Here is a 25,519-nt window from a genome sequence, read left to right on the forward strand (position 1 = left end):
CCCCCTTGATTCCGGTGAACCAGGGGCCGGCACCCCTGGTTCTGGAGTCCGGTTCTAGAACCGGAACTTGATGTTGGCGCGGATCTGCCGCGGGCGCTGGAAGAACCGGCGCACGGGGTAGACCTCGCCACGACCGTCCCAATCGCGACGACGCTGCTGGTTCGTCGCGTTCAGGACCTCCACCCGGACCTCGCCACGAACGTCCCGGTAGCCCATGGGGAAGCCCCAGGCGCCACTCAGGTTGACCGTGTACTCGTCCGAGGTTCGGTGTCCCTCGGCGCCCGACGGGAACAGGCGAACGCCGATACCGCCATTCGCCGTGCCCGGCCGCGCGTCGCTGGTCGGGTCGGAGGGAGTGATCGGCGGGCAGGTCCGCAGTCCCGAAGGCCTCGCGCCCGGGGCGCAGGTCTTCGCGGCGCCGACGCCGGCGCCTTCCGACCGGTACCAGGGGGTGCCGGTCTGGAAGGTCAGGTGACCACCCAGCGTCAGATCCTGGTTACCGATCCGCCAGGTCTTGAACCCGAAGGAGTTGTAGATCCAGGTGCGGTCGTACACGTGGTTTGGACCGCGCTGGTTGATCATGCTGCCCGGCATGCCGATGAACTGCGAGAGCCGCGCGTAGCAGTCCTCGGGAAATGTCCTCGTCCTGCCGGTGCGGCGATCAGGTTCCGTCTGGCTTTCCTGACAGTCCTCGATGTGGCCCTCGCCGAGGTTCACGTGAGCGAGTTCCAGGTAGCCGCTGTCCGTGTTGTTCCACCAGACGCCTCCGCCCGTGGTGTCCGTCTCGGACCAGGCGACGTTGTTGTAGAGCGCCCAACCGTCCGCGAACCGCCGGTTCAACTGGATCTGCAGACCCCGGTAGGAGTTCTTCGCAGGATCCGCGTTGGCCAGGGCCTCGCGGTTGACGGCACTCGTGCGGTCCGCCTCGTCGAAGCCGGCTTCCGCCCACCTCTGCGCTCTCGCATCGTCAAACGCGAGAACGATCTTCTCGAGGTCGTGATAGTTCTCGGTGATGCCGATGTTGCGGCCCCGGTAATCGAGCTGGAAGTTGGAGAACATCATGTCCTGCAACTGCCAGTCGATGTACTTGACATCCAGCGCCCAGTTCGGGCGGAACTGCCACTCGAGGCCGATGATCGCCTCCTGCTTGTAGTAGGTCTGGATATCGAAGTCGTAGTAGCCCTCCTGGACCGCGTCCCACATCAGACCCGGCTGCGCCAGTTCCCAGGAAACGTTGTAGCCGGGGATTCCCTGGCCCACCGTGTCGTTGCGGATCGTGTCCCGCCGCGACGGGTGGTTGCAGTCGTAGCTGATGTACCCGATCGACCTCAGCAGGTTCATGCCGAAGACGTCGAGCGGATCGCAGAACAGGAAGACCTCCCGTCCCTCGTAGCCGTTCCACAGATCGTGCATGCTGGGCCGGGCCACATCGCCGCCCGAGATCCACGCCTGGTTCAGCATCGCGTGATACTGGCCCCACGTGGCGTTGAGCAGCAGAGCGCCGTCACCCTTCACGTCGTAGGAGATGTTGATCCGCGGATCGACGTAGGTGTCGTCCACGACCTGCCGCCGGACATCGTTCCAGGCCTCTTGCTGTTCCGCCCGGAGGCCAACGTTGACCACCCAGTGGTCGCCGACGGTGAACCGGTCGCGGATGTAGAAGCCGATGTCGCGAACCTCGGTGTCACCGCTGCCACGCCCCACGCAGGTACCGATCGTGCGGACGATCTCGCCGTTCACGCGCTCGATCTGGGTCGGCCGGTGCGGCAAGCCGTCCGTGTGGTTGCCCTCGCAGGTCAGGAGCGGCGAGTTGTAATCGACGAAGTAGCAACCGCGGCCCCGCGTCGTGGCGCCGAGGAAGTTCGGGTTGTCGGGCGATGTGCCGTAACCCCGCAGGAGGGAACACGAATCGTCCTCGAGCGACCCGGCCTGGTAGTAGCCGAAGGGGTTCGTGGCGTCGAAGCCCCAGCCGTTGAATAGCGGCACGCGGGCGTTCTCACCCTCCCACTTCGTGTCCTGGTAGTCCAGGCCGTACTTCAACTCGTGGTTGGCGCCGACGAACTGGGTCAGGCCGACGTTCGCCTGCTCGCGCGGGAAGGCGTTGAAGCCGAAGCCGTCCGAGAGAATCCAGCCGTTGTGCCAGGCCTGCAGGTTCTCGTTGTCCCGGTACACGTTGTAGTTGTTGCCGGGATAGAAGATGCCCAGTTCGGGCCGGAACGGGAACCGCAACGGGTAGCTGGTGTCGCCGCCCGAGGTGTTCGTCGCCATGTGACCGGCGATCGGACCGCGGTCGAGCGACTTCGCCTGCAGGCAGGTTTCCACCATGTGGGCCGAGGCTGCGGGGAAGTTGTCCTGAGCCAGCCATTCGAGGATGGGGATCCCGTCGACGCTGAGAACTTCGGGGTTCTCCTGCTCCAGCTTGTTGTAGCAGGCGAGGTACTTGTTCTCCTGCGTCTCCTGCTGGGCGACCTTCGCTTCCAGGAACCAGTTGCCGGAGATGGCGTAGTTCCAGTTGACCGTCGACAGCACGCTGTCGTTCTCGTGCGGCGTCGGCGTCCAGTAGTCCGAGGACGGAATGTGGAAGTAGTTCCGGAAGGCGGGCGTGTCGATCGCCGAAGCGGCGAAGGAGTGCTCCGCGGTGGGCTGGAAGTTCAGCTTGAAGATGCGCGCGTCGTTGAACAGGCTGATGTCGTACGGGTCGCCGCCGATCAGCCGCTCGGAATACGCGTCGTCGAACTCGCTGACGCCCAGGAAGAACCACGCCTTGTCACGCCGGATCGGGCCGCCGGCCGAGAACTCGTAGCCGTCGGAGGCACCGGCCCACTCGTCGCTGCCGGGCAGGCAGGGCTCGCGGTTCGTCGTGAACAGCTCCGAACTGAGCTCGCCGGCGGGAATCAGCCCGCGCCCGGCATCGCGCTCGTCGCCGTGGCAGCGCTTGAACCAGTCCTTCGGGTAGGGCTTGTTCTGGCGTGCCGCGATCGACGGCTGGTCGATGTAGTCGGAGCCCCAGTCGATCGCCTGGCGCTGCCAGAGCGCATCGGCGTGCCACCGGTTGGTGCCCGACTTGACGATCACGTTGGTCGAGGAGCCGATGTAGCGGCCGTACTCCGCGGAGGAGCCGCCGGCTTCCATGGACACCTCGGTGACCGCCGTCGTGGGCAGGAAGACCCGGCTGCCGCCGAACTTGGCGAACGTCGTGTCGACACCGTCGATGTAGACGCCCTGGTCGGCGAAGTGGGTGCCGTTGACGGACGGCCGCGTCTGCTGGATGTCGTCGTTCTCCGCGTCGGCGGTGACGCCCGGCAGAGCGTTGATCACGCCGTAGTAGGTGCGCGTCGTGCCCGCCGTCTGTTCACCGATCTCGGAGGTCACCGTGCTGCCCGCGGTGACGTTGAACTTGTCGACCATGGGAGTTTCGCCCGTGACTTCCACGACGCCGCCCTCGACGGCGGCCTGAAGCGTCAGGTCGATGGACTTCCGGTCACCGGCCGCGGCGTGGAACTGGGCCCGGGCCGTGCCCAGTCCCTGCAGTTCCGCCAACAGGCTGTAGTCGTCCGGGACGACCCCAACGAAACGGAAGTTCCCGTTCTCGTCCGTGATCGTGAACTTGTCGCCACGCTCACTGGACAGGGTAATGCTGACGCCGGGAAGGATCGAGCCTCCGGGATCAACGATCGTGCCGCTGACGGTTGCCGTTTCCGGTGCATCGGCGAACAGGCCGACCGGAACGAGCAGCATCAGGGCCACTGCGAGTCGCTTCATAAGCTCCTCCTCGAATCAGTTGTACGAAAACGTGAGAGGGACTATATGACGGACCAACCGGATGTCAAGGAGCGGTCGATTCGGGCCGCTGAGGCATGGGCGGATCCGAGATTCTGGATCCAGCGCGGTCTCGGCGGCGTTGCCCGGGCGGCCGCCAAGGGAAAGGGGAGAGAGCCGAAGCCCTCTCCCCCTTTGATCCCGCGAACGGTCGGCCTGAGGCCCGCCGTCCTCCGTATCTCGGGCCCTAGAAGCGGAACCTCAGCGAGGCGCGCACCTGGCGCGGCCGCTGGAAGAAGCGCCGCACGGGGTACACCTGGCCGTCGCCGCCCCAGGAGCGTCGCCGCTGCTGGTTGGTGGCGTTCAGCACCTCGACCCGGACTTCGCCCCTCACGTCGCGGTAGCCCATGGGGAAGCCCCAGGCACCGCTGAGGTTGAGGGTGTACTCGTCCGACGTGAACCGGCCCTGCGTGCCAGGGGTGTGCAGATTCAGGCCCACGCTGTCATTCGGCGTGCCCGGTTTCGGGTCGTTCGGATTGCGCTGGACCCTTGCCGGGTCGGAGCCAACGACCTCATCGAAGTCGATGCTCGCGCTTTCCGAGCGTACCCAGGGAGTGCCGGTCTGGAACGAGAGGTGACCGCTCAGAGTCAGGTCGTGGCCGCCGAGGCGCCACGTCTTGAAGCCGAACGAATTGTAGATCCAGGTGCGGTCGTAGGCGCCATTGAGCCCACGCCGGTTGATCATCGAGACCGGAACACCGAGATACTGCGACAGAGCCTGGGTGCAATCCACCGGAATGAGTTCCGTGCGACCGGTACGACGATCGGGGATCGCCTGTCCGGCGTTGCATTCATCGATGTGCCGCTGATCCAGGACGACACTCAGGTTCTCCAGATAGCTGCTGTTCGTGTTGTTCCACCAGGCCCCGGCACCCGTGGTGTCGGTCTCCGACCACGCCACGTTGTTGTAGAGCGCCCAGCCGTCCGCAAATCGGCGGTTGAGCTGGACCTGCAGCCCCCGGTAGGAGTTCTTTGCGGGGTCTGCGGCGGCGAGGGCCTCGTCGTTCAGATTCCGTTCGATCCCCTTGGCTTCACGGGCGTCCGCCAAAGCGGTCACGATCTCCGCGAGGTCGTGGTAGTTGCCGGTGACGAAGATGTTGCGCGACTGGTGGTCGTACTGGGTGTTGGAGAACATCATGTCCTGCATCTGCCAGTCGATGTACTTCACGTCGAGCGCCCAGTTCGGTGCGAACTGCCACTCCAGCCCCAGGATGAGGTCTTCCCGGTAGTACGGGTCGATGTCGTGGTTCCAGAGTTCGCAGTCCACGCCCGCGACGTCGCCGTCCTGGCAGGGTCTGACCGCATCCCACATCAGGCCAGGCACCAGCGTGCTCCAGGCGAAGTTGTAGCCCGGCAACGGCAGACCGACCGTGCCGGCAAACCGCGTATCTTCACGATCCGGCACCCGGCAGAACACGGCCGCCTCGATCGGATCGCAGAAGAGCCAGACTTCGTAGCCCTCGTAGCCGTTCCACTGGTCGTGCATGCCCCCGGCGGTGTCTCCGCCGCCGGAGATCCAGGCCTGGTTCAGCATCGCGTGGTACTGACCCCAGTTCGCGGTGAACAGGAGCCGCCCGTCGCCTTTGACGTCGTACGTGATGTTCACGCGCGGATCCGCGTAGGTGGCGTCAACGACCTTACGGCGAATGTCGTTCCAGCCTTCCTGGATCTCGGCGCGCACGCCCAGGTTGAACGTCCAGTGATCCCCGACGGTGAACCGGTCCCTCATATAGAAGGCCGTGTCCGCCATCTCTGCATCGCCCGTTCCACGGCCGATGCAACTCGTTCGGTGGTTCCAGGGCGTCCGGTGGATCTGGCCGTTCGAGCGCGTGATCTCGACCGGTGTGAGCTCCGAACCGACCTCGCCTTCACAACTGAGCTTGGGCGAGTTGTAGTCGACGTAGGTGCAGATCCGTCCACGGGTCGGCAGGCCGGACCAGTGGGGATCGTCAGGATCGTAGAAGCCGATGTTGCGAGTCAGTGCGCAACTGTCGTCGCCCAGGCCGCCGGCTCCGCCGTACCCGAAGGGGTTGTAGGAGTCGTAGCCCCAGCCGTTCATGAAGGAGGTCCGGGCGTTCTCGCCCTCCCACTTCGTGTCTTGGTAGTCGATGCCGTACTTCAGCTCGTGGTTCGCGCCGACGAACTGCGTCAAGCCGATGTTCGCCTGCTCCCGCGGGAAGGCGTTGAAGCCGAAGCCATCGGACAGGATCCAGCCGTTGTGCCAGGCGCCGAGGTTCTCGCTGTCGACGTAGACCCTGTAGTTGTTGCCCGGCCAGAAGATGCCCCGGCTAGGATCGAAGGGGAACCGTAGCGGGAAGTTCGTGTCGCCGCCCGAGGTGTTCAACTCGGAGTGGCCCGCTTCCGGTCCGCGGTCAAACGCCTTCGCCTGCAGGCAGGTTGTGACCATCTCGGCTGGCACTTCCGGCAGGTGGCTGAGGCCGAGCCAGTCAAGGATCGGCATGCCGTCGACGTCCAGAACCGCGGGATTCTCTTCGGCCAGGGTGTTGTGGCAGCCGAGATACTTGTTCTCCTGCGTCTCCTGCTGGGCCAACTTGGCCTCCAGGAACCAGTTCGACGAGATCGCCCAGTTCCAGTTGGCGGTGATCAGGTCGCTGTCGTTCTCGTGGGGAGTCGGGGTCCAGTAGTCGAAGGACTGCGGGTTGAAGTAGTTCCTGAAGGTGGGTGTCTCGATCCACGAGGCGTTCATCGCGTGCGCGCTGCTTGCCTGCAGGTTCAACTTCATGATGCGGGTGTCGTCGAACAGGCTGATGTCGTACGGGTCGCCCCCGACCAGCCGCTCCGCGTAGGCGTCGTCGAACTCGCTGTAGCCGGTGTAGAACCAGAACCTGTCGCGCACGATCGGGCCGCCGAGCGAGACTTCGAAGCCGTCGCTGGCGCCGGCCCACTCGGAGCCACCGGGGCGGCAGGGCTCGAGTTCGCGCGAGCCGTCAGTACCGCCGGGAATCAGGCCGCGGCCCTCGTCCCGCTCGTCGCCGTGGCAGCGCCTGAACCAGTCAGCCGGATAGGGCTTGTTCGTCCGCTCGGTGAGTGAGGGCTGGTCCTTGTAGTCCGCGCCCCAGTCGACACGCTGGTGATTCCAGAGCGTGTCGGCGTGGAAGCGGTTCGTGCCCGACTTCACGATCACGTTGGTCGCGGAGCCGACATAGCGCCCGTACTCCGCCGACGAACCGCCGGCTTCCATCGAGACCTCGGTCAAGGCCGTGGTCGGCACCCGAACCCGGCTGCCGCCGAACTTGGCGAAGGTCGTGTCCACGCCGTCGATGAACACACCCTGGTCGGCGAAGTGCGCGCCGTTGACCGAGGGCCGGGTCTGCTGAATGTCGTCGTTCTCCGCATCGGCGGTGACGCCGGGCATGGCGTTGATGATGCCGTAGTAGGTCCGGGTGACGCCGCCGATCTGCTCGCCGATCTCGCCGGAGACCGTGGCGCCCGCGGAGACGTTGAACTTGTCGACCATGGGCGTCTCCCCGGTGACGGTGACCTCGCCCTCGATCGCGGCCTGCAAGGTGAGGTCAAGAGATGTGCGATCGCCGGCGACCGCGCGCACTCCAGCCGCGGCTTCGCCGAGGCCCTCCAGTGTGGCGGTCAGGGTGTAGTCGCCGGGAGTCACGCCGACGAATCGGTAAGCACCGTTGTCGTCGGTGATGCCGAACTTGTCCCCGCGCTCACCGCTCAGCGTGACGCTCACGCCGGGCAGCGGGGAGCCGCCGGGGTCTACTATCCGGCCGCTGATCGTTGCGGTTTCCGGTGCGTCCGCGAGCCCGCAGACGGGCACCAGAACCAGCAACGAGGCCAGCAAGAATCGCTTCATGGAGGTGTTTCTCCTTTGTCGGTTGATGAGCGAACGGTTCAAGAAAGCGGCGCATCGTGGCTGACTCCCGCCCGCGTGTCAAATCGGGCGGTTCCGGGGGTCGAAAACGACGCGATAATCCAACTTGTTGGGTCGCGATTCAGCATCCTGAAGATGCGTTGCGTACCCGTCGAGGATGTGTTAACCGACTCCGTCGAGTCATGGTCGCGCGGCGCGTCCTGAGGGCGTGCCCGCTCACAGCAGCGACCGGTTTCCGGAGTCGCTTGAGCGTCAGGGCCGGGGGGCGAGGGGGGAGAGGTCGTCCTGGCCCTCGACCAGGCGGTACAGGCGATCCGGCTGCACGGCGGCGAAGGTCTGCGAGACGTCCGTCGTCGGCCAGTACACCGTGATCCGCTCGATCGCCGCCGGCCTTCCTAGGCCGATCGTCTGGCGCAGCGGATTGCCGCCGAAGCTGCCGCCACCGTTCACCCGGCGGTGCACGGAACGCCCGGCGCCGGCCGGGTCCACCACGTCGACCCGGATGCGGGCGCCGATTGCGGAACGGTTGCTCTTCGTTCCCACCAGTCTCAGAGCCAGCCAGTGGTTGCCGAAACCCGGATTGCGGAAGAGGGCGTCGCCGAAACGGTCCCCGGGATAGGCGCCGCCCATCTGCTCGAACACGTCCAGGTCGCCGTCGCCGTCGAGGTCGGCGAAGGCGACGGCGTGGCCCTTCTGCAGGTGACCGAATCCGGCGGCGAGGCTGACGTCAACGAACCGGCGGCCTCCGAGGTTGCGGTACAGGACGTTCGGCATGATCGCCTCGTAGTCCGGGTAGCCGGTGCCGAGGTAGAAGTCGAGGTAGCCGTCGTGGTCGAGGTCGCCGAAGTTCGAGCCCATCGGAAGCTGCAGGCGGGTGAGCCCGCTCCTCGCGGCCACGTCCTCGAAGCCGCCCTCGCCGTCGCCCCGGTAGAGCCGCGCCGACTCCCACGGACCGGGGTAGCCCTGGTAGCTGGCTGCGACGAAAGCGAGGCCGCCGCGGTCTCCGGTGTAACTGGAGACGAAGAGGTCCAGGTTGCCGTCGTTGTCTATGTCCCAGAACCAGGCCGGGAAGCTCTGCCGTGGCCCGGTGACGCCGAGTCGGGGCGCGACGTCCTCGAAGCTGCCGTCGCCGCGGTTGCGGTACAGCCGGTTGGGCCCGCCCAGCACGGAGAGGTAGAGGTCGGGGAAGCGGTCGTCGTCGTAGTCGCCCCACACCGCCGCCTTGACGAAGGCACGGAGGGCTATGCCGGCTTCGGCGGCGACTTCCCGGAAGCGGACGACGCCGTCCTCGCCCGGCCCTTCGTTGCGGAAGAGCTGCGACGGCGCCTCGACCGCCGGACTGTGCTCGTTGCCGACGAAGAGGTCGAGGTCGCCGTCGTTGTCGTAGTCGGCCCAGGCGGCGGTCTGGGTGGGGTAGTGAGCCCCACCGAGGCCGGAGAGAAAGGTGATGTCCCGGAAGACTGGCGGACCGGACTCGCCGTCGTCGGCCGACTCGTTCAGCAGTAACGAGTTGGGGTGACGGCCGTGGGGCCCGAACCAGGCGCCGCGGAGCACGAAGAGGTCGAGGTCGCCGTCGTTGTCGACGTCGCCGTGGACCACGTTCAGTCCGCCGTAGAGCCCGTCGAGCCCCGCCGCGGCGGAGGCGTCGGTGAACTTGCCCTGCCCGTCGTTGAGGAAGAACCGGGGCGAGCCGGCCGGATCGAAGGTCGTCGTGAAGATATCCAGGTCGAAGTCGCCGTCGAAGTCGTCGACAACCGCGCCGCCCGAGAGGTTGAAGCTGTCGATTCCCAGTTCGGGTGCGACGTTGACGAAGCGGGGGAAGTCGGCCGCCGAACCGAAGGCGGTGAGCGGGAGCCGGTGTTCCGGCTCGACCGCCGCGGGGTGGTCGCCCAGGGTCATGTGGGCCAGGTTCAGTAGCCACTTGGCCTTGACCTGTTGCACGGAGTTCGTGGGCACGGCCGCCAGGTACTCGCGCAGGAAGCGAACCGCCTGCTCGGACCCTTCGCGCTCGCGGTGGATCGCTTCAGCGCCGATGGGGAGGATGCAGGCCTCGGCTTTGTGCAACCCGGCGCAGTTGCGGCTCTCGCCGAAGCGAAGCCAGGCGACGGCGATCCGGAACAGAACCTCGGTCTGGTTCCCGAGCGACGCTGGCGCCTCGGACATGAGCGCGCGGGCTTCGGCGAAGCGTTTCAGGGCGGCCGCTTCGTCCCCGAGCCGGAGTTCTTCCTCGGCCAGGTCGACGAGCAGCCGGAAACGGTCGGAGGCGGGGGCGTCGGTTGCCGCGGCGAGGGCTTCCCGGGCGGCTCGGGCTGGCGCTTCGCCCAGCCACGGGTTGCTGTCCAGGGCTTCCTTGCGGATCGTTTCCAGGGCGTCGAGCATGTGCTGGTGGCTCGCGTCGACCGTTGCGCTCGGGGTGGGGGATTGCTGGGCGGCGGTGGCTGGCGCGAGGAGGAGGGTGGCGACGAGCCACCACCGGTCCAGGTGCCGCCAGAGTGGGCTAGACATGGAGCTTGCGACAGGTTTGACGGCGCTAGCGACCGCCTCCGGGGGCACGGAGCGGTTGCCGTGCCTGGTAGAGGCGGAGACGGTCGAGGCGCTGTGGCGAGTTGCCGCCGCCGGCGTCCCGTTCGCGGTCCAGCGCCCGCTGTTGCCAGGAGACGGCCTCTGCGAAACGGCCGGCCTCGGCCATTGCCATCGCCATCGTTTCCAGGTGGTCGATCGCCGGTTGCTCGTCGACGACGGAGCGGGCGAGCTCCACCGCTCGCTCCCCGTCACGGACGGCGGCGTCGGGGCTGGTGGCGAGGAGTCGGGCGAGCAGGTGTCTCACCGCAAGGTCGCCGGGGAAGCGCTCGAGCGCGGCCTCCAGCGCCTCGCGTGCGGCGGCGAACTGTCCGGTCCCGAATCGCGTCAGACCGAGGTTGAAGTGAACCCGCAGGTCGTCCGGGGTCAGTGCGGCGAGGGCCTCCAGGTGGTCGGCGGCTCGGTCGGCTTCGCCCGCCTCGAGCAGCATGGCCGCCAGCAACCGGTGCGCTTCGATCGCTCCAGGGTCGAGCCGGACGATCTCCTCGAGTTCGGCACGGGCGCCGGAGGCGTTGCCGACGTCGGCCCGGGCCTGGGCGCGCATCATGCGCCACCGCAGGTTCTCCGGGTCGATGTCGGCGGCCTGCTCCAGGTGCCGTGCGCCCTCTTCGGTCCGCCCGGTCCGCCCCAGCAGGAGGGCGAGATTGAAGTGCGCCGCTCCGTGTGAAGGGTTCGCTTCGATCGCCCGTCGCAAGTGGTCTTCGGCAGCCGGCTGGTCGCCGGTCTCGATCAGGGAGCGGGCGAGGTTGAAGTGGGTGTCCGCGTCGGCGCTGCGCTCTGCGAGGAGCTCCCGGTACAGGGCGATCGCCTCGTTGTGCCGGCCGGAACGGGCGGCGCGCACCGCGCGGTCGAACCGGGCCTCGGTCTTGAGGCCGTAGATCTGGAGCCGGTCGCGGAGGGGATCGACGATCGCGATCGGGACCTGGCGGTTGCGCGCCAGCTCGGCTCGGGCCCGGGTCGTGTTGCCGCCCGCCCGCAAGGCCATTCCGAGGTGGTGATGGACGACGCTTCCTTCCGGCTGCGAGGCCAGCACCTCCTCGAAGGCCGCGATCGCCTGCCCGATCTCGCCCCGGTCCATCGCCACCCGACCGAGTCCGAACCGCGCCGCGGCGCTTTCGGGCCGAACCTCGAGCGCCCGTGCGTAGACCGCCGCAGCGGCATCGGGATCGCCGGCGTCGAGGTGGAGGTCGCCAGCGCGGATCAGCGTCGCCGTGTCGTCGGGGCGCAGTTCGAGGGCGGCTCGTGCCGTGAGCCGGGCGCGCTCCAGGTTGCCGGTCGCATCGTGGAGCAGCAACTCGTAGTAGGTCCACTGGAAGTCGTTCGGCGCCAGCAGGCGGAGCTGCGCCAGGCACACGGCGGCGGTGCCGTGCAGCTCGTGGTGGAGATACTGCAGGCAGAGATGACCGAAGGAGTTGGCCGCGAGCTGGGCTTGTTCGTCTGTCGCCGCTGCCTCCAGAGCGGCGCCGAGCGCTGCGCGACCGGCGGCTATCTGCTCCCGGATTTCGGCGTCGAGGTGGTCGAGCGAGGGCTCCGGCACGGCGTCGAGCGAGAGGAGGGCTCGCACCTTGCGCGCGTTCTCGCTCAGCGGCGGCTCCTGGGCGGCCGGAACCGCGCCGCCGGCCAGAGACACGCCGGCGATCGAGGCAGCTGCCAGCGCCCGGCGAACGTGCGGCCGGCTCAAGGTTGCTTGGCCGGGGCGGCGGCGCCCCGCCTCAGGACGTTGTAGCGGCCGGCTTCGACTTCCACGTCCTCCACCGCGCCGTCGGGCCAGCGAACCTGAACGAGCCGCCCGGCTTTCTCTTCAACCGGCAGGTCGGCATCCGGCAGCGGCAGCAGCAGCCGCGGATCCCGGGCCGCGACGTAACTGCCGTCGGTGCGGACCCTCCGCCAGCCGCCTCCTTCGGCGAGCCGGGCGCGGGCCCCGTAGACGTCGGCGAGTTCCCGCCCGTCGCCGCCGGCAGCCTCGACGAGTCTCAGGCCCACCCAGTCGCGTCCCGGCCGGCGCTGGTTCAGGAGCACGCGGGCGGGTCCGGCGTTGTTGGAGATGACGAGGTCCGGATCGCCGTCGTTGTCCAGGTCGCCGACCGCCAGGCCGCGGCTGACGTCGACGTGGGCCGGCCGCTCTCGGCCTTCGGCCGGCACCGTTTCGAAGCGGCCGCCGCCGAGGCCGCGGAAAAGCTGGTTCTCCATCCGCAGCGGGTGCGGGTCGCCGGCTTCGACCTGGCCCTCGATCCGCCGGACCGCCCCGTTGACGACGTAGAGGTCGAGCACGCCGTCGCCGTCCACGTCGAGGCTGGCGGCGCCGAAGCCGGTCATCGGCCAGCTCGCATCGACCAGGCCGGCCTCGCGCGACCGGTCGTCGAAGAGCCCGTCGCCGTCATTCAGGTAGAGCGTGTTGTGCTCGCGAACCAGGTGGGAGAGGAAGATGTCGGGGGCGCCGTTGCCGTCGAAGTCGGAGACGGCGACGCCCATGCTGGCCTGCGGGCGTCCGTCTCGGTCGAATGCGGCGCCCGCGAACACGGCGTCCTCGATGAACGTGCCGTCGCCCTGGTTGAGCCAGAGGTGGTTCGCCATCTGGTCGTTGGCGACGTAGAGGTCGACGAGCCCGTCGCCGTTGAAGTCGTCAGCGACCGCGCCCAGGGCCGTGCCGGCTTCCACCGGGTCGGCGCCCAGACCGGAACGGAGCGTGGCGTCGACGAAGGTGCCGTCGCCCAGGTTGCGGAGCAGCCGGTCGGCCTCGGCCGGATGGCTGAGGGGGCCGCAGTAGTCCGGTTTGCCGCCGGTCAGGAAGCAGCGCTTGCGGTTCGCCCGATGGAAGCGGTGGTAGTTGCCGACGTACAGGTCGAGCCAGCCGTCGGCGTCATAGTCGAAGAAGACGGCCGGGACGCTGAACCGGCGGTCGTCGACTCGCGCGGTGGCCGTTCGGTCCTCGAAGCCGCGGCCTTCGAGGTTGCGGAGGAGCTGGTTCGAGCCCAGGTTCGTCAGATACAGGTCGACCCACCCGTCGCGGTCGTAGTCGCCGGTGGCGATTCCGATGTTGTATCCCGGCGCGTGGAGGCCGATGTCGGCCGTGACGTCGGTGAAGCGGAGTTGCCCGGTCTCGGTGAGACCGTTCCGGAACAGGCGGTCGGTCGGTTCGACCGCTGGTGGCTGGAACACCGGCTCGCGAGCCTCGTCGCCGTCGAAGGACCTGCCCTGACCGAGATAGACGTCGAGGTCGCCGTCGTTGTCGTAGTCGAGGAGGGCGACCCCGGCGCCCACCACCTCGGCGGTGTAGAGCTGTCCGGTCATGCCGTTGTAGTGGACGAAGTCGATCCCCACTTCGGCCGCGACTTCCACGAATGCGGGCGAGGCGTCGCCGGGGTTTCCGGGCGCCGCGGCGAAGGTGGCGGCTAGCGCCAGTGCGACCAACATGGCTGGGCGGGATCATACGACCGGTTCCGTGCCGATCACCTGGTCGCGTTCCAGCGCGTCGAGCTCGGCCGCGCTCAGGTCGAGCAACGCGGCAAGCAGTTCCCGGTTGTGTTGACCGAGGGTGGGCGCCGGCCACTCGACGGCGTACGGTCGCCCGTCTCCACCCACCGGCCGGAAGGGCGCGGAGGGGTTCGGTTGCTGGCCGACGAAGGCGCGTTCGCGCCACTGCCAGTAGCCGCGAGCTTCGAGATGCGGGTCGTAGAGCACGTCCATCGTGTTGCGGAGGACCGCTGCCGGGACCCGGGCCGCGGCCAGGCGGCGCTCGAGCGCCATGCCGTCGTATAGCCTCGTTCTGGCGCCGAGCACCCGGTCGAGATCGTCTTCGTGCTCCTTGCGTCCGGCCTGGCCGGCGAAGCTTGGGTCGGACCCGTCCATGTCCAGCGCGCCGCAAAGCCGCCGCCACTGGTCGTTCGTCTCGACCGTGATGGCGATCCAGGGTTCCGCGCCGATGCACGGGTAGGCGCCCCAGGGGGCGTGCAGCGGATGGCGACCGCCGTCACGCGCAGGCGCTTCGCCTCGCATCGCCTGCGTGACAAGCCCGTGAGCGGCCAGCGGGAACATCGACTCGACGTGGGAGAGATCGACGTACTGGCCTTCGCCGGTCCGCCGGCGGTGGCGGAGGGCGGTCAGCAGCGCCGCGGCGGCGTTGATCCCGGCGATCGGATCGCCGAGCGCCACGTGCTGCATCGTGGGCGGGTCTCCGGCGCGGCCGTTCAGGTGGGGCAGGCCGGATGCCTGCTCGACCGTCGAACCGTAGCCACGGTGGAACATCCACTCGCCGCTGGCGCCGAAGGGAGGCATCGACACCATGACCAGTTCGGGGTTTGCCTCGAGGAGGCGCTCGTAGGCGAGCCCCAGCTTGGGCAGGACGCTCGCGGTGTAGTTCTCGATCACGGCGTCCGAGATCGCCAGCAGGCGCAGCAGCAGATCGACGCCGCGACGGCTGGTCAGGTCGAGGGTGATGCCGAACTTGTTGCGGCCGGTCGTGTTGAAGGCGGTGGATTGTTCGTAGAGCTTCTGCGCGATCGTCTCGGGCGTCGACTCCCAGCCGCGCCACCAGTCGAAGTACTGGCAGGACTCGACCTTGATCACCTCGGCGCCCATGTCGGCGAGTTGGCGGGTGGCGAGCGGACCGGCCCAGCCCATCGTCAGGTCGACGATGCGGATGTCGCCGAGCAGAGTGGGACGGCGGGCCTGGGGGGAGGCGCCCAGCGAACGCGGCATCCGCGCGTCCGCCAGCGGACGCACGGCCTGCGACCCATGTGGCGCGGGGACGCGCCACATGGGTGCACGCTTCCTCGGTGAATGGAGGGTGGGGCGTTCGCTCCGCGTGCCGGGCTCTCCCAGGCGCGGCGCCGAGCCGCCTGGCGTGGCGGGCGTGCGGTGCAGGCGAAACGGCGTGCCGGCGGCGAGAAAACGCCCCTGGTCGGGGTGTTCGGCTTCGACCCAGGCGCCGCGGTCGCGAAACTGATCGAGCTCGAAGAGTTCGGCCGGAGTGGGAGCGAGGGCCAGCGGGATGCGGGCCGCCTGGCCGGCCTCCACCCACTCCGGCCCGGTTCGCTCGAGAAAGCGGGGTCCGAGTAGGGCGTCGATCCGGTCCGCGTCTTCGAGACGGTTGATCGACACCTGGTAGCGGGGCTCGGAGGCCAGCTCGGGAAGGTCTAGGAGAGAGCACAGGCTTCGCCACTGCGACGGCGTCACCGTGGTCACGCCGAGCCAGCCATCCCGGCAGGGATAGATGCAGGCCGGGTAGGTGGGCCAGAAGCGGTTGATGCCGACCCGGGGGCGGATGACGCCGGTCGAGAGCGTCCCGGGCGGACCGGGCTCGGTGATGCACATCGCGGCCTCGAAGATGGAGACGTCGAGGTGGACCGCTCTTTCGAGACCGCCGGTCTCTCGCGCCAGCAGATGGCCGACGCCGGCGACGTAGGCGAGGGTGCCTGCGACCACCTGCGGTGTGTGCCCCGTGGTCAGGATCGGAGGCCCCTCGGCCGGGCCGACCGCCCGTGCCGCGGCCGTGTGTGCGCTGATGACCTGGTCCGTGGCGGCGCGCGCGGCGTAGGGCCCCGTGGCCCCGAACCAGGACAGGGACAGGCGGATCTGGCCGTTGTGAAGTTCCTGGACGGCTCCGGGGTCGTCATCCAGGATGATGTCGGTGGTTCGCAGAAGGTCGAGGGCGAGGTCGTCTTCCATTTGCGCGGCGACGCTTTGTTTGCCGAGCGACAGCCAGGTGGCGAGTCCGCTCGCCTCCGGCGCCGGGGCCTTCGGATGGAAGGGGGGCAGACCGCGGATCGGATGTCCCCTGCCCGGCGGTTCCAGGTTCGTGACCCGTGCTCCGAGGTCGCGGAGCAGCTTGCCGCAGTAGGCGGTCGCGACGGTGCCGGCCGAGTCGACGACCTGGATGCCGGCTAGGGCCCCGCCGTCGCCCGCTGTCTCTTCGTCGTTTCGCATCGAACCGGATGGACGCGGGATTGTAGATCTAGGATGCACCGGTGAACCGGAAGACATATCTACGGCTCTCCGTCATGATGCTCCTGCAGTACGGAGTGTGGGGAGTGTGGCTGCCGGTGCTTGCCCGCTACCTCCAGGCGGAGCCCTCGGAGGGTGGTCTCGGCTTCACACCCGGTCAGATCGGCTGGATCCTCGGTCTCGCGAGTTCGATCGGGGCGGTGACGGCGCCCTTCGTCGCGGGCCAGCTCGCCGACCGGTCGTTCTCGACCCAGCGGGTACTCGCCGTGCTCCTGGTGGCCGGTGGCGTCGTCAAGATCATCACCGCCTACCAGACCACCTTCAGCGCCTGGCTGTGGTTGTCCGTGCTGTACTCGGTGCTCTACACGCCGACGCTGGCCCTGTCGAACTCACTCGCCTTCGCCCACATGGACGACGGTGACCGGGAGTTCCCGCGGGTGCGGGTTTGGGGCACGATCGGCTGGATCGTGGCCAGTTGGGCCTTCCCGCTGTTCTGGTTGCTTTCCGACGTGAGGCTCTCCTGGCTGCCGCCGTTCTATGTCGGAGTCGAGGCGCCGGACGCGACCGCCCGCCTCGTCGATTCCCTCGTGTGGAGCGGAGTGGTCGCCTTCGGCTATGCGCTCTTCTGCCTCTTCCTGCCGCCGACGCCGCCGCGGCGGGACGCGAAGGACAAGCTCGCCTTCGCCAAGGCGTTCGGGCTCTTCCGGCAGCGGTCCTTCGCGGTCCTCGTGGCGGCGAGCCTGCCGGTGGCGGTGATCCACCAGATCTACTTCATGCAGACGGCGCCCTTCATGAGCCAGGAACTCGGGCTGCCGGACAGCCGGATCGGCCCGGCGATGAGCATCGGGCAGTTCGCCGAGATCGCGGTCATGGTGGCCACGGGCTGGCTGCTGTCGCGGTTCGGTTTCCGCCGCGTGATCACGATCGGCGTGCTTGCCTATGCGGCCCGTTACGCGATCTTCGGCAGCGTGTTCCTCCCCGTGCCCGTGATCGTCGCCAGCCAGGCGCTGCACGGCCTCTGCTACGCGTGCTTCTTTGCCGCCGCGTTCATCTACGTCGACCGCATCGCGGAGGAAGACGTCCGCCACTCGGCGCAGACCGTGTTCGGGATCGTGATTCTCGGTCTCGGGCCGGTCCTGGCGGCGCCGGTGCTTCAGGTCCTGTCCGAGGCCTTCACGAACGACGCCGGCGTGCTGGACTACTCGGCTCTGTGGTACTCGCTGTCGGCGCTCGCGCTGGTCACGATGCTGGGCTTCGCGGCGCTGTTCCGGGATCAGACGTCGCAGACCTGAACACCGTGCGCAAGAGCGGCGAGCTTGTCGCTGCTCTTGGGAATGAATTCCTGGCCGACGATCCCCGTGTAACCGGTCTCGAGGATCGCGCGCATGATCGCCGGGTAGTACAGCTCCTGGTCCTCGTCGAGCTCGTTGCGTCCGGGGTTGCCGGCGGTGTGGTAGTGGCCAATGTGATGGTGGTAGTCGCGGATCGTGCGGATCACGTCGCCTTCCATGACCTGGGCGTGGTAGATGTCGTAGAGGATCTTGAAGCGGTCGGATGCGACGCGGTCCACGAGTTCGACCAGCCAGGGCATGTTGTCGGCCATGTAGTCGGCGTGGTTGACCTTGGAGTTCAGCAGCTCCATGCAGATCGTGACGCCCTTCTGCTCGGCGTGGCCGACGATCTGCTTCAGGGCCGTCACGCAGTTCTCGAGGCCCTCGCTATCGGGCATGCCGTTGCGGTTGCCCGAGAAGGTGATCACGTTGGAGAAGCCGGCCTCGGCGGTGGCGTCGATCGCGGCCGTGATCGCCTCCAGGCAGGCCTCGTGGTTGGCGGGATCATTGATGCCCTCGGTGATGCCATGGCTGTTCGTCATCGCGCAGGAGAGGCCGTGTTCCTGGAGCGTTGGGAAGGCATCCGGGCCCAGGATTTCGATCGATTCGAGTCCCATCCCGCTGGCGGCGGCCGCGAGTTCCTCGAGCGGAATGCTGCCGTAGCACCACTTGCACACGGACTGCCGGATCCTCCCGTTCCTGATGACCCGCTCCTGCTGGGCTCCGAGTGCGGCGGGAGTGGCTGAGGCCGCCGCGACCGCCGCGGCACCGGCGATCAGGGTTCTTCGGGATAGAGGTTCGGCGTTCATCGGACGTCCTCCGGTGGGCGTTGAGGGTCTGAGAAGTGGTGCCGGCAATCCTAGCGCCCGGCACGCGCTACGATTGCACCATGGAGGTCACGGCCGGGGCAGGACGGGGATGGCGGCTGCCGGCGATCCTGGCCGTGTCGACCCTGCTCGTCTCCTCCCTCGTGACTGCCCAGTGGTGGCGCCCGGTTCCGGCCCGGTACCCGGAGGAGGGCCGCCAGTACCTCGAGGGTTTCGTCTTCTGCCGCGGACAGTACCGCCAGGTCGTCGACGAGTGGCTCGGGCAGGGCTGGTTCACGGACTACCCCGACTCCGAGTACAACTTCATGACGCGGCTGTCCCAGTTGACGACGGTCGAGATCCAGCGGACCGCCTACGGCGATCCGGAGCACCTCGTCCTGACGCTGGACGATCCGCGGCTGTTCGAGTTCCCGTTCCTGTTCATGTCGGATGTCGGCACGATCGGCATCAACGACGCCGAAGCGGACAACCTGAGGCGGTACCTGCTGGCGGGCGGCTTTCTCTACGTCGACGACTTCTGGGGTCCCGTGGCCTGGGACCGCTGGGCCAGCCAGATTGGCCGGGTGCTGCCTCCGGGCGACTACCCGATCGTCGACATCCCGCCGACGCACCCGATCTTCAGGACCTTCTTCACCGTCGACGAGGTGCCCCAGATCCCGTCGATCCAGTACTGGAACATGACCGGCCGGGCCGACACCTCGGAGCGCGGGATGCACTCCGCGGAACCGCACTTCCGCGGGATCTTCGACGAGCACGGCCGTCTCATGGTCGCGATGACCCACAACACGGACATCGCCGATGGCTGGGAGCGGGAAGGCGAGTCGCGGGAGTTCTTCGAGCGCTTCTCGCTGACGAAGTCCTACCCGTTCGGCGTGAACCTGGTTCTGTACGCCCTTTCGCACTGACAAGGAGACACACTCTGTGACCCCTTCTACATTTCATATCCGTTCGTTCGCTTTCGCCGCCGGGATGATCGTCACTCTCCTCGCCGCGCCGGTCGCCGCGCAGCAGGACTTCTCGGCCGTCGAGGTGACGGCCGAGCACGTTGCCGGCGCCGTCCACATGCTGACCGGCGCCGGTGGCAACATCGGCGTCTCGGCTGGCGAGGACGGCATCCTGATCGTCGACGACCAGTTCGCGCCGCTTGCCGACAAGATCCGGGCGGCGCTCGCCGGGATCTCGCCCGGCGACCTGGAGTTCGTCGTCAACACTCACTTCCACTTCGACCACACGGGCGGCAACGTGATCTTCGGCAAGGAGGCGCTGATCGTGGCGCATACGAACGTGCGCAAGCGTCTGGCGGAGGGCGCCGGCGTGCGCGGCCGGCCTGCCGAGCCGGCGCCGAAGGAGGCCCTCCCCGTCGTGACCTACGACGACGGGGTGTCGATCCACTTCAACGGCGAGGAGATCATGATTGGCCACCTGACCGGCGGTCACACGGACGGCGACAGCTACATCTACTTCACGGACTCGAACGTCATCCACCTGGGCGACCAGTTCTTCGCGGGACGCTTTCCGTTCGTCGATGTCGGCAACGGCGGCAACGCGGTCGGGCTCCGGGACAGCATCGGCGAGGTGCTGGAGCATCTGCCGGCCGATGCGAAGGTGATCCCCGGCCACGGCCCCCTGTCGTCGGTCGATGACCTGAAGACGTACCACCGAATGCTCGTGGAGTGCGTCGCCGCGGTCGAGGCGGGCAAGGACGCCGGCAAGTCGGTGGAGGAGATTCAGGCCGCCGGACTTCCCGAGGAATGGAGCGGCTGGGGCTCCGGCTTCATCAACGAGTCGGTTTTCATCACTTCGATTCACGAGAGTCTGTAGGAGGGTCGCCGTGCCGGTTGTGCGTCTGGATGGAGTCTTGCGCCCGGAGCGCGTCGCGCTGGCGGCCGTGCTGGCCCTGATCGCCGGGGTCGCTACCGCGGCACCGCCCGCGAGTTCGGATGTGGAAGGCGGCTGGCCGGCCTGGCGCGGCCCGAGCCGGACCGGATCGGCGCCGGGCGGCAATCCGCCGATCGAGTGGTCCGAAACGAAGAACGTGCGCTGGAAGAAGGCGGTGCCGGGTCTAGGTCTGTCGTCCCCCATCATCTGGGGCGACCGGCTGTACCTGACGACCGCGGTGCCGACCGGCGAGAAGGTCGAGGTCGAGAGCGCGCCGCGGGCCGGTAGGCGTGGCGGCATTCCGCCGGACCGGGTCCTGAGCTACGAGGTCCACGCGCTGGACCGCGCCACCGGATCGACGGTGTGGAAGCGGACCGTGCGCACGGAAGCGCCGTCCGGTGGGACGCATCCCGACGGCACCTGGGCCTCCGGGTCGCCGGTCACGGATGGCGAGGTGCTGATCGCGTTCTTCGGTTCGCAGGGCCTGTACGCCTTCGACCTGGACGGGACCGAACTCTGGCGCCGCGACTTCGGCGACATGAGGACCCGGCTGGGCTTCGGCGAGGGAAGCTCGCCGGCGCTTCACGGCGACCGCGTGTTCGTCATCTGGGATCACGAGGACGACTCCTTCATGGTCGCTCTCGACAAGAAGACGGGGCAGGAGATCTGGCGCCGCGACCGCGACGAGATGACGGCCTGGACGACGCCCCTGGTGGTCGAGCACGGCGGCCGGACGCAGGTCATCACCAGCGCGACGAACCGCGTCCGCGCCTATGACGCGGACACCGGCGAACCGATCTGGCAGGCGACGGGCATGACCCTCAATGCGATCCCGTCGCCGGTCTACTCCGAAGGCGTCGTCTACCTGACCAGCGGTTTCCGCGGCAGCAAGCTGCTGGCGGTGCGCCTCGACGGCGCCGAGGGCGATGTCACAGGCACGAAGCAGGTCGTCTGGTCGGTGGACCGGGACACGCCGTATGTGCCTTCGCCGCTGCTGCACGACGGCGTCATCTACTTCACGAAGTCGAACAACGGCATCCTCTCGGCGTTCGATGCCAGGACGGGTGAGGCGCTCTACGCGAACCAGCGGCTGGGGCCGGTCCGCAACGTGTACGCGTCGCCGGTGGCGGTCGGCGACCGCGTCTACTTCACGAGCCGCGACGGGGAGTTCCTGGTCGCGAAGGCCGGACCAACCTTCGAGGTCTTGGCCGAGAACGAACTCGACGACCGCTTCGACGCCTCCCCGGCCATCGTCGGCGACGAGATCTACCTGCGCGGCCGCCGCAACCTGTACTGCATCGCCGCGCCGTAACGGCGGCGGTTGCACCCGCCCGTCCGGGGGTCGGTAGAGAGGGTCCCGGACGGCCGTGCGCGCTTTCTCGGATGACGGGAAGGTTGCGCGCACTTCGCTTCACTCGCTTCGGTCAGGCGTCGGTTTCCGGGAGGGCGTCGGGCGTCGCTCGTTCAGAGCCCGCCGGGACCCTCTCTACCGACCCCCGGACAGGCTGGACCGCGTCGGGCGGCCCGGCGCCGGGTGAGTGCCGGAAGATCCGCACACCCAGAGGACCATTGCGGTGGAAGCGCCCTTGTTCTGCAGCCAGCGTGGCGTCGCTGTGATCAATGGGCTCGCAGTAGGGACTCTCCCTCCGGGCAGGGGCGTGCTCTGGGTGCGCGGACCTGACATCCGACCGCCCGCTGACGGGCGCTCGGACTGTGACACTGCCGGCGCGGAGACGCGCCGCCAGGGTGCTGGTCCGCTGCCGCCGGAGGCTGGAAGCGCGCGCCGGCCGTCAGGCCGGCTCCTTTTGGCCGCCAGTTCCACCAGGGGCGGCGAAGGGGACCTCCAGGATGACCGTCTCGGGAAGGAGACAGAGCTGGTCGTCGCAGGCCTGGAGGCGGAGCGAGATCGGGATCGACACGGGGGGCGGTTCGGTAGCCGGGGAGGGTTTGAGCCGGAAGGTGATCCGCTGCCGTCCTTCGTAGATCAGCACGTCGCCGGACTGAGTGCTGACCTTGGTGCGTCGAGGTTCCGGGTAGCGGACCCTGATGACGTCGAAGCCGCCGGCGCTCTGGATCGTCGTGCCGATCAGGTCTTCCTGGAGCGGCTCGGGGCCGTTCAGGTGCCAGCCGTCGGCGATGACCAGATCGAGGTCGACGTCGTACTCGCCGGCGTCGGTTGTGGGCCGTAGCGCGGCGGCGGTGACCACGGTGCCGTTGCCCGCGGTGGCTCGCGGACCGGCGTCGCCTTCGAGGGCCACGGCGAGTCCGGTCAGCATGTAGGTGTAGGCGGCCGGCATCCGTTCGATGTTCGTGGCGAACGCGGCGACAGTGGCGAGGGCGCGGTCCGTGGCGTTCCGGTCACCGGTGCGGCGGCCGAGTTCCGCCAGGGCGCGGACGGCCACCGAGTTGCCGGAGGGTACGGCGCCGTCGGTCGGGCTCTTCGGCTGCGCGATCAGCAGGTTGGCCTTCTCCCGCTCGGCGATGAAGAAGCCGCTGCCGAGGCTCGGTGGGGTGGGGGCGCCTTCCTCCGTCGGCGCAGGACTCGGATCCCAGAAGCGCTCGATCATCTCGGCCGCGACGGTCGCGGACCGCTCGAGCCATTTGCCGTTGGAGGTCACGTCGTGAAGAGCGACGAAGGCGTGAGCCAGGTGGGCGTAGTCCTGGACCAGGCCGGGAGTCGACCTCTCGCCGTCGAGCCAGACGCGCCACAGGCCGCCGTCGTCGCGGCGGTTGTTGCGCCACAGGAACTCGGCCGCCCGCGCGGCGGCCTCGCCGTAGGCCGGTTCGGCCAGCGCGCCGGCGGCCTCGGCCAGGGCGCGGATCATCATCCCGTTCCAGGAGGTGAGCACCTTGTCGTCACGCAGTGGATGCAGACGGCGCTCGCGGACCTGGTAGAGGCGTTCGCGGATGCCGTCGAGCCGGTCGAGCAAGTCGTCCAGCGGCAGCCCGAAGTCGGCGGCGCTCTCGTCCAGCGGCCGGTCGAGGAAGAGGATGTTCCGGTGCTCGAAGTTCCCCGCGTCGGTGACGCCGAAGAGCCGGATTGCCAGTTCGGCGTCGGCGGGTTCCAGGGCCTCCCGGAGCTGGTCCTTCGTCCAGACGAAGAACTCGCCCTCGACCGATTCGCCATCCTCGGCCTCGCTGTCCGCGTCCGTGGCGGAGTAGAAAGCGCCCTCCGGGGAAGTCATGTCGCGCAGCACGTAGTCCGCGGTCTCGCGGGCCACTCGCGCCAGCAGCGGATCGCCGGTTAGCCGGTAGGCCAGCGCGTAGGCGCGGAGCAGATGGGCCTGGTTGTAGAGCATCTTCTCGAAGTGCGGCACGAGCCAGTGCCCGTCCACCGAGTAGCGGTGGAAGCCGCCGCCGACCTGGTCGTGAATGCCGCCGCGGGCCATCGCGCGCAGGGTGAGCAGGGCGGCGTCGAGCGGCTCGCGATCGCCGGTGCGAAGCGCCTCCTCGAGCAGCAGCAGAAGGTTCGTCTCATTCGGGAACTTGGGGGCGCCGCCGAAGCCGCCGTGGACCCGGTCCGTGCTGGCGACGAGACCCTGCACCGCCTCGCCGATCACCGCGCGGCCCAGGTTCTTCGCGGCGCCGCGGGCCGCGGTGATCTGCCGAACGAGGTCCGTGATCTGGGCCGCGCTCGTTTCGAGGTCGGCCCTCCGTTCGCGCCAGGCCGCGTCGACCTGCCGCATCAGGTTGACGAACTGTTGGGGAGGAAAGTACGTGGCTCCAAAGAAGGGCCTGCGGTCGGGGAGCAGGAAGCTCGACATCGGCCAGCCGCCCCGCTGCTGGGTGACCTGGACCGCGGTCATGTAGATGTCGTCGATGTCGGGCCGCTGTTCCCGGTCGACCTTGATGCAGATGAACAGTTCGTTCATCAACGTCGCCACGTCGACGTTGTCGAAGCTCTCGCGCTCCATTACGTGGCACCAGTGGCAGGTGGAGTAGCCGATCGAGAGAAAGACCGGCTTGTCCTCCGCCCGCGCCCGCTCGAAGGCCTCCTCGCCCCAGGGGAACCAGTCGACCGGGTTGTGCGCGTGCTGCCGGAGATAGGGCGAGGTTTCGAGGACGAGGCGGTTCAGGAACAGCGGCCGGCCATGACGATCCAGGTGCTCGGTCCGGGGTTCGTAGTCGGCGGGCATCGCTGCCAGTGCCGCCTCCAGCCTGGCCTGGAGCTCCGGCGGGCGTGCTCCGGCGCCGGGAGGCGGGACGGCGAGGGCGGGGGCGTTCGACACGGACAGCCAGACGACGGTGAGGCCCCCTGCGATCCAGGCGGCGTTGGGCACGGCGTCGAGGATAGCCCGCCCCGCTGCTACATTCCCACGGATGCCTGAACTGCGGCCCCCGCCGGCGGGCCGGAAGCTGATTCTGGAACTGCGGCGCGAGTTGAGGGCCGCCGGAGACCCCGAGCGGGCGAAGGGGCAGCAGGCCTACATGAAGTCGGAGATGCCGTTCTGGGGTGTGAAGACGCCGGAACTGCGGAAGATCGGCCGCGCGGCTTTCCGGAATCATGCGCTGGACGGCTTCGAGGAGTGGCGCTCGACCGTTCTGATGCTCTGGCGGACCGCCGGCCGCCGCGAGGAACGGCACGCCGCGATCGACCTCAGCGGCTACCGCGCGTACCAGCCGCTGCGCACGATGAGGGCATTGCCAGTCTTCGAGGAGATGATCGTCTCCGGCGCCTGGTGGGACTACGTGGACGCCGTGGCGAGCCACCGGTTGCGGGAACTCGTCGAGCGGTATCCGAAGACGATGGCGAAGCGGATGAACGTGTGGAGCCGATGCCCCGACATGTGGAAGCGGCGCGCGTCGATCATCTGCCAGCTAGGCCGCAAGGGCGCGACCGATCTGGAGCTTCTGCACGACACGATCGGCGAGAACCTGCTGGGGTCGCGCTTCGGCGGCGAGTTCTTCATTCGCAAGGCGATCGGGTGGGCGCTGCGCGATTTGGCCTGGCACGATCCGGATGAAGTGCGGCGGTTCGTGCGGGAGCATGAGGAGCGGCTGAGTCCGCTGAGCCGCCGGGAGGCGCTGAGGAACTTGAGGAACGAGGCGTGACCTCGGCTTCAGTTCAGCGCCGGATCGCCCTCCTGCTCGCGGCGCTTCTGCTGCCGGCGGCGCTGGCATGCCGGGGCGCCGGCGACGAGCGGCTCCGTTGGGTCGACTGGGCGGGCGAGACCCATCGCCAGGTCGCCGTCGATCGGGAAGCGGGACAGTACCTCGGTCACCCGACGACGGTCCTGCTGTCTGACGAACGCTCGATCCTGACCGTCTACCCGAAGGGGATTATAAGGTAG

General features: G+C 68.2%; 14 protein-coding genes. 6 read left to right on the top strand and 8 right to left on the bottom strand.

Going from position 1 to position 25,519, the window contains the following annotated elements; translation table 11 throughout:
- Positions 1 to 54 precede the first annotated feature (54 nt).
- From OXG83_04125 to OXG83_04150, 6 genes are all read right to left on the bottom strand, one after another.
- Positions 55 to 3,762 (bottom strand): carboxypeptidase regulatory-like domain-containing protein, encoded by a 3,708-nt coding sequence (locus tag OXG83_04125; GenBank protein MCY3964206.1) that lies wholly within the window; start codon positions 3,760 to 3,762, stop codon positions 55 to 57.
- A 244-nt stretch (positions 3,763 to 4,006) separates the two neighbouring features.
- Positions 4,007 to 7,651, bottom strand: a complete 3,645-nt coding sequence (locus OXG83_04130) for a carboxypeptidase-like regulatory domain-containing protein (GenBank protein ID MCY3964207.1) — start codon at positions 7,649 to 7,651, stop codon at positions 4,007 to 4,009.
- 270 nt (positions 7,652 to 7,921) lie between these two features.
- Positions 7,922 to 10,174 carry a CRTAC1 family protein gene (locus OXG83_04135; protein MCY3964208.1) on the bottom strand — a complete coding sequence of 751 codons (2,253 nt, stop codon included), beginning with the start codon at positions 10,172 to 10,174 and terminating at the stop codon, positions 7,922 to 7,924.
- A 25-nt stretch (positions 10,175 to 10,199) separates the two neighbouring features.
- Positions 10,200 to 11,930, bottom strand: coding sequence for a tetratricopeptide repeat protein (locus tag OXG83_04140; GenBank protein ID MCY3964209.1), 1,731 nt, complete (start codon positions 11,928 to 11,930; stop codon positions 10,200 to 10,202).
- Positions 11,927 to 13,663, bottom strand: a complete 1,737-nt coding sequence (locus OXG83_04145) for a VCBS repeat-containing protein (protein ID MCY3964210.1) — start codon at positions 13,661 to 13,663, stop codon at positions 11,927 to 11,929. The genes OXG83_04140 and OXG83_04145 overlap by 4 nt, the downstream gene beginning before the upstream one ends.
- 12 nt (positions 13,664 to 13,675) lie before the next feature.
- Positions 13,676 to 16,174: a CoA transferase gene (locus OXG83_04150; protein MCY3964211.1), complete on the bottom strand. Its 2,499-nt coding sequence runs from the start codon at positions 16,172 to 16,174 to the stop codon at positions 13,676 to 13,678.
- A gap of 41 nt (positions 16,175 to 16,215) precedes the next feature.
- On the opposite strand from OXG83_04150, the gene OXG83_04155 reads away from it, so the two are divergent.
- The gene (locus tag OXG83_04155; protein ID MCY3964212.1) at positions 16,216 to 17,484 is read left to right on the top strand and encodes an MFS transporter; all 1,269 of its coding nucleotides are present in this window, start codon (positions 16,216 to 16,218) and stop codon (positions 17,482 to 17,484) included.
- Here OXG83_04155 and OXG83_04160 read toward each other — a convergent pair.
- Positions 17,466 to 18,332 carry a TIM barrel protein gene (locus tag OXG83_04160; protein MCY3964213.1) on the bottom strand — a complete coding sequence of 289 codons (867 nt, stop codon included), beginning with the start codon at positions 18,330 to 18,332 and terminating at the stop codon, positions 17,466 to 17,468. The two genes, OXG83_04155 and OXG83_04160, sit on opposite strands and share 19 nt — an antisense overlap.
- A 38-nt stretch (positions 18,333 to 18,370) precedes the next feature.
- Between OXG83_04160 and OXG83_04165 the strand changes: the two genes are divergently transcribed.
- Genes OXG83_04165 through OXG83_04175 form a run of 3 tightly spaced genes read left to right on the top strand, consistent with a single transcriptional unit; the run spans position 18,371 to position 21,540 of the window.
- Positions 18,371 to 19,255, top strand: a complete 885-nt coding sequence (locus OXG83_04165) for a DUF4159 domain-containing protein (protein MCY3964214.1) — start codon at positions 18,371 to 18,373, stop codon at positions 19,253 to 19,255.
- Positions 19,256 to 19,271: 16 nt separating this feature from the next.
- A complete protein-coding gene (locus tag OXG83_04170; GenBank protein ID MCY3964215.1) occupies positions 19,272 to 20,171 on the top strand; it encodes an MBL fold metallo-hydrolase in 900 nt (299 codons plus the stop codon).
- 10 nt (positions 20,172 to 20,181) lie between these two features.
- Positions 20,182 to 21,540, top strand: coding sequence for a PQQ-binding-like beta-propeller repeat protein (locus OXG83_04175; GenBank protein ID MCY3964216.1), 1,359 nt, complete (start codon positions 20,182 to 20,184; stop codon positions 21,538 to 21,540).
- A 478-nt stretch (positions 21,541 to 22,018) separates the two neighbouring features.
- On the opposite strand, the gene OXG83_04180 is transcribed toward OXG83_04175, so the two are convergent.
- A complete protein-coding gene (locus OXG83_04180) occupies positions 22,019 to 24,508 on the bottom strand; it encodes a DUF255 domain-containing protein (GenBank protein ID MCY3964217.1) in 2,490 nt (829 codons plus the stop codon).
- A gap of 40 nt (positions 24,509 to 24,548) precedes the next feature.
- Here OXG83_04180 and OXG83_04185 point away from each other — a divergent pair, with 40 nt between their 5' ends.
- Both OXG83_04185 and OXG83_04190 read left to right on the top strand, forming a co-directional pair.
- Positions 24,549 to 25,280 carry a DNA alkylation repair protein gene (locus OXG83_04185; GenBank protein MCY3964218.1) on the top strand — a complete coding sequence of 244 codons (732 nt, stop codon included), beginning with the start codon at positions 24,549 to 24,551 and terminating at the stop codon, positions 25,278 to 25,280.
- Positions 25,277 to 25,519 (top strand): hypothetical protein, encoded by a 243-nt coding sequence (locus OXG83_04190; protein MCY3964219.1) that lies wholly within the window; start codon positions 25,277 to 25,279, stop codon positions 25,517 to 25,519. Before OXG83_04185 ends, OXG83_04190 begins: the two co-directional genes overlap by 4 nt.

The sequence above is a fragment of the Acidobacteriota bacterium genome (genome assembly GCA_026707545.1).
Taxonomy (GTDB): Bacteria; Acidobacteriota; Thermoanaerobaculia; order Multivoradales; family Multivoraceae; genus Multivorans.

Coding starts and splice junctions, on each gene's coding strand:
- OXG83_04125 (MCY3964206.1), bottom strand. CDS start 3,762: ATGAAGCGACTCGCAGTGGCCCTGATGCTGCTCGTTCCGGTCGGCCTG.
- OXG83_04130 (MCY3964207.1), bottom strand. CDS start 7,651: ATGAAGCGATTCTTGCTGGCCTCGTTGCTGGTTCTGGTGCCCGTCTGC.
- OXG83_04135 (MCY3964208.1), bottom strand. CDS start 10,174: ATGTCTAGCCCACTCTGGCGGCACCTGGACCGGTGGTGGCTCGTCGCC.
- OXG83_04145 (MCY3964210.1), bottom strand. CDS start 13,663: ATGTTGGTCGCACTGGCGCTAGCCGCCACCTTCGCCGCGGCGCCCGGA.
- OXG83_04150 (MCY3964211.1), bottom strand. CDS start 16,174: ATGCGAAACGACGAAGAGACAGCGGGCGACGGCGGGGCCCTAGCCGGC.
- OXG83_04160 (MCY3964213.1), bottom strand. CDS start 18,332: ATGAACGCCGAACCTCTATCCCGAAGAACCCTGATCGCCGGTGCCGCG.
- OXG83_04185 (MCY3964218.1), top strand. CDS start 24,549: ATGCCTGAACTGCGGCCCCCGCCGGCGGGCCGGAAGCTGATTCTGGAA.